Source organism: Duodenibacillus massiliensis (genome assembly GCF_928721995.1).
In the GTDB taxonomy this organism is placed as follows: Bacteria; Pseudomonadota; Gammaproteobacteria; order Burkholderiales; family Burkholderiaceae_F; genus Duodenibacillus; species Duodenibacillus massiliensis.
The window spans coordinates 1958628-1971002 of record NZ_OV788642.1 but is presented as its reverse complement, the minus strand read 5'-3'; the positions used below and the strand labels follow the sequence as shown (position 1 = coordinate 1971002).

The 12375-nt window shown below is 56.3% G+C and carries 11 protein-coding genes; 4 read left to right on the top strand and 7 right to left on the bottom strand.

Annotated features, from left to right (window positions below):
• Positions 1 to 108: 108 nt before the first annotated feature.
• Entirely contained in the window at positions 109 to 2475 is a 2367-nt protein-coding gene (locus NXF97_RS09065; protein WP_274955782.1) for an aconitate hydratase, read from the top strand.
• Positions 2476 to 2694: 219 nt separating this feature from the next.
• Positions 2695 to 3228 (top strand): hypothetical protein, encoded by a 534-nt coding sequence (locus tag NXF97_RS09060; RefSeq protein WP_274955781.1) that lies wholly within the window; start codon positions 2695 to 2697, stop codon positions 3226 to 3228.
• Between the two features lie 76 nt (positions 3229 to 3304).
• Here the strand turns inward: NXF97_RS09060 and NXF97_RS09055 are convergent, their stop codons facing one another.
• The 7 genes from NXF97_RS09055 to alaC all read right to left on the bottom strand — a co-directional run bounded on the left by NXF97_RS09055 (position 3305) and on the right by alaC (position 10798).
• Positions 3305 to 4372, bottom strand: coding sequence for an RNA-guided endonuclease InsQ/TnpB family protein (locus tag NXF97_RS09055; RefSeq protein WP_235836729.1), 1068 nt, complete (start codon positions 4370 to 4372; stop codon positions 3305 to 3307).
• A 109-nt stretch (positions 4373 to 4481) separates the two neighbouring features.
• A complete protein-coding gene (gene tnpA / locus NXF97_RS09050) occupies positions 4482 to 4895 on the bottom strand; it encodes an IS200/IS605 family transposase (RefSeq protein ID WP_274955780.1) in 414 nt (137 codons plus the stop codon).
• A gap of 128 nt (positions 4896 to 5023) precedes the next feature.
• Entirely contained in the window at positions 5024 to 5956 is a 933-nt protein-coding gene (locus NXF97_RS09045) for a prepilin-type N-terminal cleavage/methylation domain-containing protein (RefSeq protein ID WP_274955779.1), read from the bottom strand.
• A 318-nt stretch (positions 5957 to 6274) separates the two neighbouring features.
• The gene (locus tag NXF97_RS10815) at positions 6275 to 6490 is read right to left on the bottom strand and encodes a hypothetical protein (RefSeq protein ID WP_423767300.1); all 216 of its coding nucleotides are present in this window, start codon (positions 6488 to 6490) and stop codon (positions 6275 to 6277) included.
• Positions 6491 to 6724: 234 nt separating this feature from the next.
• Positions 6725 to 8164, bottom strand: a complete 1440-nt coding sequence (thrC, locus tag NXF97_RS09040; RefSeq protein WP_274956741.1) for a threonine synthase — start codon at positions 8162 to 8164, stop codon at positions 6725 to 6727.
• 23 nt (positions 8165 to 8187) lie between these two features.
• Positions 8188 to 9516, bottom strand: coding sequence for a homoserine dehydrogenase (locus NXF97_RS09035; protein WP_022372634.1), 1329 nt, complete (start codon positions 9514 to 9516; stop codon positions 8188 to 8190).
• Positions 9517 to 9565: 49 nt separating this feature from the next.
• Complete coding sequence (gene alaC, locus NXF97_RS09030) at positions 9566 to 10798, bottom strand: alanine transaminase (protein WP_022372635.1); 1233 nt, start codon at positions 10796 to 10798, stop codon at positions 9566 to 9568.
• Positions 10799 to 11101: 303 nt separating this feature from the next.
• On the opposite strand from alaC, the gene NXF97_RS09025 reads away from it, so the two are divergent.
• Together NXF97_RS09025 and NXF97_RS09020 are read left to right on the top strand one after the other, a co-directional pair.
• Positions 11102 to 11572, top strand: coding sequence for a peroxiredoxin (locus NXF97_RS09025; protein WP_022372636.1), 471 nt, complete (start codon positions 11102 to 11104; stop codon positions 11570 to 11572).
• Positions 11573 to 11892: 320 nt separating this feature from the next.
• Positions 11893 to 12321 carry an RRXRR domain-containing protein gene (locus tag NXF97_RS09020; RefSeq protein WP_274955778.1) on the top strand — a complete coding sequence of 143 codons (429 nt, stop codon included), beginning with the start codon at positions 11893 to 11895 and terminating at the stop codon, positions 12319 to 12321.
• The last annotated feature ends 54 nt before the right edge of the window (positions 12322 to 12375 follow it).

Below are 12375 nucleotides of genomic sequence, written 5' to 3'. Positions count from 1 at the left end.
TACTTAGTGGTGCTTCGGCAGAAAAATTCCGGTCAGTAAGAAAAAACGGCCGGAAAGGAATCACCGAACACGAATGATTTCCGGCAACGAAACACAGGAGAAAACACCATGGCTCAAAAAGTCACCGTCTCGCGCCGCACACTGCTTCAGGGCACGGCCGCCGCTGCCGCGGTCTCTGCGCTCCCCCACGCTGCCGCAACGGCTGAGGCCTCCGAAGACACGGCCCACATCCGCGACTTTGCAATGATCAAAAAGTTCTACGCGGAGTTCCCCAAGCGCATGGCGCGCGTGCGTGCGGTTTTAAACCGCCCGTTGACGCTCACGGAAAAGATCATCTACACGCACCTTTACCATCAGGATGCGATGAAGGACTTTGCCCGCGGCAAGGACTACATTGAACTGCGTCCGGACCGCGCGGGCACGCACGACATCGGCGGCCCGATGGCGATCATTCAGTTTCTGACCTCGAAGAAAGAACGCATTGCGCTTCCCGCGGCCATGGTGTGCGACCATCTCGTGCAGGCTAACCGCGGCGCCATTCCGGACCTGAAGGTTGCCGACAAGGGTAACTGGGAAACGTACTCTTTCCTGCGCACGGTTTCGGGCCGCTACGGCTTTGACTTCTGGCCCGCGGGCTCCGGCATCTGCCACCAGGTGTTTCTGGAAAACTACGACTTCCCGGGCGGCATGATGCTTGTCACGGACAGCCACACACCCACGGCCTGTGGTCTCGGGATGCTCGCCATCGGTGTGGGCGGCGCCGACCTCGTTGATGCTCTGATGGGCATGGAATGGGAACTCAAGATGCCGAAAATCATCGGCGTCAAGCTCACCGGCAAATTAAACGGCTGGGCTTCTCCCAAAGACGTGATTCTGAAGGTCGCCGGGATCCTCACCACCAAGGGCGGCACGAACTGCGTGATTGAATACTTCGGCGACGGCTGCAAGAACTTGTCTGCCACCGGCAAAGCCACGATCGGCAACATGGGTGCGGAAGTGGGCGCCACGACCACGGTCTTCGGTTACGACGACGCGATGAAGCGCTACCTCACCGCCACGGGCCGCGCGGCGGTTGCTGCAATGGCAGATAAAGTCGCCAAGGACCTGCAGGCTGATGACGCCGTTGTCGCCAACCCCGAGAAGTACTACGACCGCGTGATCGAAATTGATCTCTCGACGCTTGAACCCTACATCAACGGACCGTTCTCGCCGGATGCGAAGATGCCTTTGTCGACGGTCGCTCAAACCGTGCGTGAAAAGGGGTATCCGCAGAAACTCGAGGTGGCCCTCATCGGCTCCTGCACGAACTCGTCTTATGAAGACATCACGCGTGCGGCAAGCGTTGCCAAGCAGGTTTTGGATAACGGCCTCACCTTAAAGACGCCCCTCATGGTTGTGCCGGGCTCTGTACGGATTTTTGAAACGTTAAAGCGCGACGGCGTGCTTGACGTCTTTGAAAAATTGAACGCCACGGTTTTGGCAACCGCCTGCGGTCCCTGCATCGGCCAGTGGCACCGCACGACCGGCAACCCCAAGGTTCCGAATTCCATCATCGAGTCCTTTAACCGTAACTTCGCCGGCCGCAATGACGGGAGCAAAAAGACAAACGCGTTCCTCGCGTCCCCCGAAATCGTGATGGCGATGGCCGTTGAGGGTGACCTCACCTTTAATCCCCTGAAGGACTCTGTGCGCGGCAAAAACGGCATGAACTACACCCTCAAAGTCCCGCAGGGAGAAGAGCTCCCCGTGAAGGGCTTTGTGAAGGAAGTGAAGGGCTGCATTCTCCCCGACTACAAGAAGGTGGAAATCAAGGTGAGCCCCGATGCTGAACGCATCCGCCTGCTTGATCCCTTCCCCGCCTGGGACGGCAAGGACATGACGGCGCTGCCGCTTCTCATTAAAGCCAAGGGTAAGTGCACGACCGACCACATCTCCCCGGGGGGCAAGTGGCTTCCGTACCGCGGCAACATTGACCGGATTTCGGATAACCTCCTTGAACGTGCCGTAAACGCCTTTAACGGCGAAACCGGCAAGGTCTGGAATACGGCCACGAAGAGCTACGATACGCCCGCCAAGGTCGCGCGCTACTACAAGAACCACAAGATTGCGTCCGTGATTGTGGGCGACGACAACTACGGCGAAGGCTCAAGCCGCGAACACGCCGCCATGGAGCCGCGCTACCTGGGCGTTGAAGTGGTGCTCGCGAAGAGCCTTGCGCGAATCCATGAATCCAACCTCAAAAAGCAGGGTGTGCTTGCATTGACCTTCGTGAACCCGGCCGACTACGACAAGATCCGTGAAAAGGACCGCATCTCGGTGCTGGGGCTTAAGAACCTCGCTCCCGGGAAGACCGTCACCGTGGAACTCACCCACGAAGACGGAACAAAAGAACGTTTTGAAGCCGCGCACTCCTATAACGCCAAGCAGCTGACGTGGTTCCGTGCGGGCTCGGCCTTAAACGCTCTTCGCGCATAAAAAGAGAGAAAAGCTCCTCCACAAAAATCCCGTGCTCTGACAAAGACTTCTCCTGCCGGTACGGGATTTTTCTTCAGGCAGGTCTTTACCGTTTAAAAGTAAAGACCTGCCTCTTTTTATGCCTGAAGAAAGAACAAAAGCCGATACTTCGCGCCGCAAGGAGGATGTAAGGTTTTTTGTGTCCAGGCGACAATAGCGATTCCGACGACGGTTGGTGCCTTGACGTCTGCGGCTCGCGGTGCGGCGTCTCAGACGATGGCTTCCATCGAGTCTCAGGCGAATGCGGCAATCACGGGCTTGTGGGCCGATGCGAGCTACGGCAAGACCGATTTTGATGCATATCGCACTGATCGTAGCGGCCTGCTCTTCGGCGTTCAGGGGTCAACTGAAACCCTCACGCTCGGTGCGGTTCTGAGCGCAGGTACGGGCAATGTCAAGAGCGACAGTCTTGTTTCTCAGGACTGGAACGACGTTGGCGGCCCGGTTTACGGTGCTTATCGCTTCGGCCCTGCGGCTCTCACGGCCTCGGCTTTGTACGAACGCCACGAGGGCAAGGCACAGGGACAGAAGCGTCATGCAGACGTTCTTGGCGCATCGCTGAAGGTGCCCGCTGATGCGGCGCTTGGCGGCATGACCGTGACGCCGTATGCGGGCTGGCATTCGGATTTAACTACAGCGGTGCGACGGGCGACAGCGGCCTTCGCAGCCACAGCGTTCAGGCCACCGTGCGACTTGCCTTCTAACCTGTCTTAATCTCAAGTAAACAATCCCCCGTCTGAAGACGGGGGATTTATTGTAACCGCATCACACGGCCCAACATAAGGCTGGTTTACATCAGCCCCTGTGCTGACAGCTGTCGGCACAGACCCTGCAGGTTGCGGCTCGCATTCAAGTCGCTGTGCGCAAGGTGACCACATTGGCTGCAGCGGAATCCGTGCTTATGGCGTTTGCCCGGTGCCCCGCACTGTGAGCATGTCTGGCTTGTATAGCGCGGATCCAGGAAAACACACCGGATTCCAGCGGCTGCCGCTTTGTAAACAATCATCTCCTGCAACTCACGGAAAGACCAGCGGTGCAGTCGGCTTCTGATGCGTTTCCCGGCCTTGATGTGATCCCGGATATGCGTCAGGTCTTCCAGGGCGATTAACTTGATACCCCGCTTTGCGGCTTCCTGCACAATCTCTTTGCTTACAACGTTATTGACATGCGTCACATGGCGTCTTTCTCGGCCTGAGGCTTTTTTCAGGTGCTGTCTGGCACTCTGAGAGCCGTTGCGCTGAAGACGCTTTCTCTGACTCATATATCGGTCTCTTTTATCCTTTAATGCTCCTGCTTTCCAAATACGGCCCGTGCTGACGGCCGCAATATTGTTCTCGCCGACATCAATACCCATGATCTCGTCGGCTTTCAGATTCTTTAAATGCTCTTCGCCCGAACAACCTTGGGACTCCACTGCGATGTGAAGCTCCCAAAACGCTTCTTTCCGGCCTCTCCGGGGATGCAGAACAAGGTTGCACTCCTTACGCTTTCCAGAAGCCAGCAACTCTTTTTGAAAAGGGCCGGGGCACAGACGTGCCCGAATCCGACCGCTGATGGTTGAAATTGAAACAGTGCCGTCAGGGAAAAATGTCAGCGTGTTCTTGTCGACGTGAACCGAGGGGTGCCTGAACACCAGCGTCTTGAGCTTCTTGTCCTCACTTTTGAGCTGTGCCGGATGCTTGGCAAGCTCCGTCTTGTAGGCTGCCGACACCGAGCGGATGACGTTACAGGCATACTGGCTGCCGAGATCCGGAAATTTTGCCTTGATCTTGTCATAAACTGCGTGATGCAGCGTGAAACGCTGCCAGAGCCTCTTCGTGCGGTCCGCCGCTACTGTCGGAACTACAAAGTTACACACCTGCGCATAGAGTCTCTGCGTCGCTGCGAGCTTTTCGTGTGCTGCCGGATCGAGTAGTTCCAGCCGAACGCAGGCTGTGCGGACACACTTGCCGCTCCCCTCAACGCGTCTAACGCCGTCTGCGGATGTGTTCAGTCCTTTCGATGTAGCTTTTGATCGTTTCCGCACTGACACTGCCTGCTGTTCCGACGTAGTAAGAAGGCGACCAAAGATGGCCTGCCCAAAGTTCATTTTTGAGTTCCGGATGCCGCATCAGCAGCATCCTTGCACTGGCACCCTTCAATACTCTCACCGCGTCGGCAATGCTGACGGACGGCGGAAAACTGACAAACAGGTGCAGGTGATCCGGCTGAATTTCCAAAGAAAGTATCTCATACTTTCTTTCAGCGCATATACTTTCAAGCAACTCACGCAGAGACTGCGCAACACCACCCCTGAGAACGGATTTCCTGTACTGGGGGCACCATACCATATGGTAAGCTGTCTGATAGACGCAGTTTCTGCTGTAAACGATGTTTAGCATAGTGCGTATGGTACCAATTTTTTAAAATAAAAACAGCCGCGATTCCTCCCGCGTCTGAAGACGCGGGTTTCCTCGCGGAATTTCTATGAAAAAGCCTCGCCACCTTTGATTGTGGTCGAGGCTTTTTCTTATTTGACGCCGTTCAAAACCCAATATTTGTTCTTGCCCGAATTTTTTTCATTCTTCACTTCAAGAAGTGCTTTTGTTTGGGTTTCACTTGTCTCGAAGGTGGCTTTGCCGTTGGCATCGTAAATCACGGTCAACGAGAACTTGGTCGCGTCGATGCGATGGTCCTTGTTGGATACATTGACATCCGCCTTGTCTGCGAGGAGGATGTCGATTGTTCCGCGACAGCTCTTGCCGTATCGGCATCCACGCCATCCTTCTCGGCTGATGCGCCAAATGACGTTGCTGACGTCAAGACCTGCATTGGCCATGGCACCGGCAACGACGGCGGTAAGGGTGGTCGTGTAGTTTCCTGCTTCCGAATCCAACTCAGCGCCTGTGCCTCTGACAAAGAGATCGGTCAGGCTCTTGTATGAGCCCAAATCCATCGGGTCATGGAACGCAGCCTTGAACCAATCCACGAAGGCCATGCCGTCCGTGCGCGTGACGATCATTGAGCCCGGCGCATGAATGGAGCAGGCGGCAGTGAAGTAGAAGCCCTTGTCGTTTCCTGCGGGAGTCGTTTTGATGGTAACGATGCCGCCGCTCGGGCAAGCGGTTTCCTTTTGACCTGCCGGATACATGTCATTGAGGATGTGTTGAGCCGAAGCAGCCGCACCCGTCTGGGACTTGTAGTCGAAGATGCCGACATCCTTGCTGTAGCGGGCGAGCGTTTCCTGTTTTTCGATGGTGCTGACAATGACCGCACGGTTGTGCTCGCATACCTTGACCCGTCCTGATTCCTGAAGGTCGAAATATTTCGGGATGGCGACGGCTGCGAGAATGCCAAGCAGAACGAGCACCAGAACGATTTCAATCATCGTGAAGCCCTGCTTGCGGGGCTGAGGAAGGAGGGTGGTAGCGGGAGGTTTTGTTGGAATAGAAATGGCCGACATGGAGTGGAGCGGGCATGAGAGTTGCAATCCTTTGAGGATACGCAATTTTGGTCTCGAATGCTCTCCCAGTGAGGCGGTTTTGATGGATTTTTTTAGATGCTGCCTGCTCTGTTCCTCCTGGACGGCACTTCTTCCAAGTCAGAATCACAGGGGCTCGGTTTCGGATGTGCTTCCTCTTTGCAAACACGGAATCCCCGGGCGGGGGAACGGGAGATTTCCAGAAAGCAGGATTTGCTTTCTAGCGCGTCGGAGGGGCGTTGTAAGACTTTCCTTCCTGATTACCGTAAAGATCAACATGCGTGGAGTCGACATCAATGATCAGTGCCGGAGTCTTCCTGGCCCCGCCCTGGAAAAGATGCGATGCTTTCGGTTGGCCCGAAGCAGTGCGTCCAAAAAACAGCAGTTGAGGCGATCAAGATCGTGTCGGGTTATTGAGTTTTCAAATCTGCAGAGGGTTGAGCTGCCTGCAGCATCATTAACCCCGAGTGCGGAAAGAAAGCCTTCGTCTTCTGTGATGACGTCGTGGTCAGCCAAATCCTCAAATCCGCAGATCGGCGACGGGCAGCAGCCCCGTCATCATGGTGGCGACAAACCGCCCGTTGGTGATCTGCACGCTGCGGCCGACCCCATCAGTTGTTGCTGTTTGAGTAGAATTCATGAAAAGGTCTTTTGTTTTGTTTTTGTGGTAGAAAAATATTAACAAAAAGACCTTTTTTCTTTATTAAAATCAGGATTTAAGCAACAAAATGAGCGCCGTTTTTTCAGCGCTCATGCAAAATTCAGGTTAGCGTGTTCCGTTATATACCGTTTGACGGTCTCTGTATCAGCGGGGACTTCAACAGAATGCTGAGGCTTATCAAAAAGCCCGCGGTAACTTGCCGGAATTTCCGGTTCAAACCCAACGGCTTCTTTAATTGTTGCCGCAAACTTTGCGGGAAGCGCCGTTTCCAGGGTCATCATGGGGATACCCGCCCTCTGATGTTCGCGTGCGGCTTTGAGACCGTCCGCGGTATGCGGATCGATGAGGACCTTGTCACTCTTCCAGAGCCCGGCGATTGTCGCGAGGCGGTCGGCGTGCGTGCTTTTGCCGGAAACAAAGCCTGAGGCCTTCACGCGGGCAAATTCTTCAGCGGTCAGCGTAAAGCCGCCTTTTTCGGCCACATCGCGCCAGAGTTCCTTCACGCGCGCGGGATTGCGCACGACAATATCGAAGATATAGCGCTCGAAGTTACTCGCCTTTGAGATATCCATCGACGGGGAACTCGTCACATAGGTGTGCGCACTGTCACGCACGCGGTAGGTGCCGGTTTTAAAGAATTCATCGAGGACATCGTTTTCGTTCGTGGCCACCACAAGCTGCCCCAGAGGCAATCCCATTTGCTTCGCAATCCACCCGGCAAGGATATTTCCGAAGTTACCCGACGGCACCGTCACGTCCACCGTGTCACCGGGTTTAGCGGCCACCTGCAGGTAACCCGCAAAGTAGTAGACGACCTGAGCGGCCACACGCGCCCAGTTGATGGAATTCACGGTCCCGATACTGTGCGCGGCCTTATAGGCGTGATCGTTACTCACGGCCTTCACAATGTCCTGCGCATCATCAAATGTGCCTTTGACGGCAATATTGAAGATGTTTTTGTCCGCAAGCGTATACATCTGCGCGCGCTGAAAGGCGCTCATGCGGCCCGCGGGCGACAGCATAAAGACGCGGATTCCTTTCCTGCCGCGCATCGCGTATTCGGCGGCAGACCCCGTGTCGCCTGACGTTGCTCCGAGAATATTGAGCTCCTGCCCGGTCTTTGCGAGCAAATACTCAAAAAGGGCGCCGAGGTACTGCATCGCCATGTCTTTAAAGGCAAGCGTGGGGCCGTCGGAGAGTTCCAGAAGCCAGAGGTTCTCGGCGAGTTTTTTGACGGGCGTAATGCGCGCCGCATCCTCCCCCTCCCGGACGTTACAGTAGACGTCGGCGCGGTACACGGACGCCGTGAGTTTTTTAAGATCCGCCGCCGGAATATCATCCGCAAAGCGCGAAAGGATTTCGTACGCGAGTTCCGCGTACGTAAGTTCCTTAAAGCGCGCAAGATCTTCAACCGTCACTTGGGGGTACGTGGCTGGCATAAAAAGTCCGCCGTCCGCAGCCAGTCCCTTTAAAACAATCGAAGCATAGGTCGCGCCGTCGTTTTCACCGCGCGTGGAAAGGTAGGTCATCGCCATGGGTGTTTACCAGCCAATCAGTTGAGTTCTTCTTTACGCAAAAGGACAATGCGCGCGCAGACGCTCTCAAGCGCTTCAATCGCCGCCACGGCCTTACGCACGTTCCCCTCACGGGCCGAATGTGTCATCAGAACCACGTCGGTACGGTCTTCTCCGATCACCGCTTCCCGCTGCACGAGGCATTCAATCGAAATCGCGTTGTCGGCAAAGATGCGGGAGACTTCGGCCAAGACCCCGGGGCGGTCAACGACAGTGATTCTTAAGTAATAGGAACTCACCGTCTCGTCCATATCAAGCCACGCCACCGACGTGTCGGGCTCTGAAAACCCAAGCACCGGCACCTGGTGCTCTCGTCCGGCGTCAAGCATCCGCACGACGTCGAGCAAATCCGCGATCACCGCAGACGCCGTTGCCCGGCCGCCTGCGCCCGGGCCGTAGTAGAGGGTGCTTCCGACCGCGTCGCCCTTTACAACCACGGCGTTCATGACGCCGTCGACGTTTGCGAGGAGCCTGCGCATCGGAACGAGCGTCGGATGCACGCGCTGTTCAATGCCTTTGGCGGTACGCTTGGCAATCCCGAGAAGCTTGATGCGGTAGCCGAAGTTTTCAGCGTAGGCAATGTCTTCCTGCGAGAGCGTGCTGATGCCTTCCTCACTCACCTTTTCAAAGTTAATGGGGGTACCGAAAGCAATGGAGGAAATGAGCGACAACTTGTGCGCCGCATCCACCCCTTCCACGTCAAACGTGGGGTCAGCCTCGGCGTAGCCCGCCGCCTGTGCGGCGGCCAGGGCTTCGGCAAAACTCACCCTCTTTTCCCGCATCATCGTGAGAATGAAGTTACTCGTGCCGTTGATGATCCCGACCACCCACTCGATGCGGTTGGCGGCAAGACCTTCGCGCAGGGCCTTAATGATCGGAACGCCCCCGGCCACGGCCGCTTCATAGGCAACAATGACGCCCTTGGCGCGGGCGGCGGCGAAGATTTCGTTGCCGTGGTGCGCCAAAAGCGCTTTGTTGGCGGTAATGACGTGCTTTCCGGCGGCAATCGCGGCCAAGATGTAGCTTTTGGCCGGTTCAATGCCGCCCATGAGTTCGACCGCAACGTCAATTTCGGGGTCGTTTACGACCGCATGCCAGTCACCGGTCACGGTGGTTTCGGGGCCCACCTTGGCGCGGGCCTTCTCGAGACTGCGGCACACCACGGTCTTCACGCGAAACTGCACGCCGCTTCGCTGCGTCAAAACCGCCGCGTTTTCCTTTAAGACATCGTAGACGGCGCCGCCGACCGTGCCGAAACCGGCCAGACCGATCACCACGGAGCGCTTGGCTTCGTTTGCTTCACTCATCACAAAAACTCCTCGTCATTACCTTTGGCGGGGGTGCCGCCCGTGCGTGTTATTCGGCCTTGGCTTTTTTAAGCTGCGGATTAAACGCGTCCGGGTCAATAAGCCCGTCCTTACGGAACATCTGCTTGATGCCGTGCAGGGCCTGACGCGTACGGTATTCGTTTTCGATCAAGGCAAAGCGCACGTGATCGTCGCCGTACTCGCCGAACCCGATTCCGGGGCTCACGGCGACCTTGGCGTCTTCAAGAAGGCGCTTGGAGAATTCCAGGGACCCCAAATGCAGGTACGGTTCCGGGATCTTGGCCCAGATGTACATCGAGGCCTTCGGGCACTCCACGGGCCAGCCGATTTCGTTTAAGCCCTTCACAAGGAGATCACGGCGCTTCTGATACTTTTCGCGCACTTCCTCCACGCACGTCTGATCGCCTTCAAGCGCTTCAATGGCAGCGACCTGCAACGGCGTAAAGGTGCCGTAGTCGTGGTAACTCTTAATCCGCGCAAGGGCATGCACGAGATCCGGGTTACCGACCATGTACCCAAGGCGCCAGCCCGCCATGTTGTAGCTCTTACTCATCGTGAAGAACTCAACGGCAACGTCCTTGGCGCCCGGCACCTGAAGAATCGAAGGCGCCTTATAGCCGTCAAAGCAGATGTCGGCGTACGCAAGATCGTGCACGACCCAGACGCCGTAACGCTTGGCGAGCGCCACCACTTTTTCAAAAAATTCCAGATCCACGCACTGCGCGGTGGGGTTCGAAGGGAACCCCAGAATCATCATCTTCGGGCGCGGCACGGTTTCCACGATGGCGCGCTCCAGTTCCTGCAGGAAATCCACGCCCGGAATCATTTTCACGGACCGGATGTCGGCGCCCGCGATAATGGCGCCGTAAATGTGGATGGGATACGAGGGGTTCGGAACAAGGACCGTATCGCCGCGGTCGCAGCAGGCCAGCATCAGATGCGCGAGCCCCTCTTTGGAGCCGATCGTGACGATTGCTTCCTTATCCGGATCGAGGTCAACGTCATAGCGCCGTTTATACCAGTTGCACATCGCCTTTCTGAGGCGCCAGATCCCTTTGGAGACAGAGTAGCCGTGGGTGTTTTCTTTTCTCGCCGACTCAATCATCTTGTCGACGATGTGCTGCGGTGTGGGACCATCAGGATTACCCATGGAAAAATCGATGATGTCCTCACCGCGGTGACGTGCTGCCATCTTGAGTTCGCCGGTGATGTTGAACACATAAGGGGGCAACCGTTTAATGCGCGGAAATTCGGTATTCATGATTTTTCCTTTTCTCAAAAAGTTCTGCTTAATCTCGTTGATTGGTGCGGGACAGGTGATCCCGTCCCGTGCAGCTCTTAATCTACAGATTTTTAGACGTCTCGGGCGCGTGTTTTCTAAGTCAAAGTGCCTAAAAATCAGCATCTTCTGGCTTTCGGGCCGAAAAATATCTGTCTCTTTCCCTTGGCCGCCCGCTTTTGTTGTGCCGCAAAACCGTGCCGCTCCCGCCCAATTGAGGCAAAATCCGTCTCAAAGCGGGTATTAAAGGCCCGCGCTGATGACAAAATTGGCGGAGACTAAAAAATGAATGTCGGAGATAACCTCCTTCCCCTGACTGCCCCGAGCACCGCGGGCACCTTTGATTTGGCTGAGCACAAGGGCCGCTGGGTTGTGTTCTACTTTTACCCCAAGGACAACACCTCGGCCTGTACGCTGGAAGCGCGGACCTTTTCCTCAGCCAAAGACGAATTCGCCGCTGAGGGCTGCGACATCGTGGGCATCTCGCGCGACACCGTGGGCGTGCATCAGGGCTTTTGCAAACGCCAGGACCTCACCATTGAACTCGCAAGCGACAAGGAAGAAGTCCTCTGCAACCGTTTCGGCGTGATTAAAGACAAGATCATGTACGGAAAACCCTGCCGCGGCATTGTGCGCTCGACCTTTCTCATTGCCCCGGACGGGACGCTTGCCCGCGAGTGGAGAGGCGTGAAGGTCCCGGGCCACATCGAAGCGGTGCTTGCGGCCCTCAAGGATGCCAAAAAAGCCGCGAAGTAACGCGGACATACTTTTCACAACAAACCGGTAAACACCCGTCAACTACCCCTGACTGAAGTCAGAGGCTTGGCAACAAGTCTTGGTTGACTAGCCTCAGTCCGTTTTCGGACGGACTCCGTTGGTTGGGAATCCGTTCCGTCGCAAGACGGGACGCAAACAGGCACCGCGGGATGTCGATCCTAGTCCCGCGCTCTGCGGTCTGCGGTTAAAAGCTCTGAGAGGTAGGAGCGGTGCTTCAGACAACAAACCCCTTCCAACATTGGCGAAGGATCACCACCGACCGCAAGGTCGTGCAGACGGAGCCCGTGAGGTATCCGTCAATGGAGAACACTTTGAAAGTTTTTGTGTTGAATATGCGCGGGCAACCGCTCATGCCGTGCTCCCCGCCCAAGGCGCGTAAGCTCCTTCGGGCCGGGAAGGCCGTGCCTGTGCGCCGAACGCCCTTCGTGATTCAACTGACGGTGCCGATGGGCGAAACCAAGCAGCCGATCACCTTGGGTGTGGATGCGGGCTACAAGCACGTCGGCATGAGCGCAACGACCGCCAAGGAAGAGTTGTTGGCTTCCGAGGTCGAACTGCGGCAGGACGTGACGGGCTTGCTCTCGAATCGCTTGGCACTTCGCCGCGCCCGACGCAACCGCAAGAGCCGCTACCGTGCGCCGCGGTGCGCCGTCTGGACGGTACAAAGATTTCTGCCGGTATTTCCTACAAGAAACTTTCGCTTCTTGAGAAGCGAAAGATGTTTTTAACTGAACTGAGAAAGGAGGACCGCGATTCCTCCCGCGTCTGAAGACGCGGGTTTC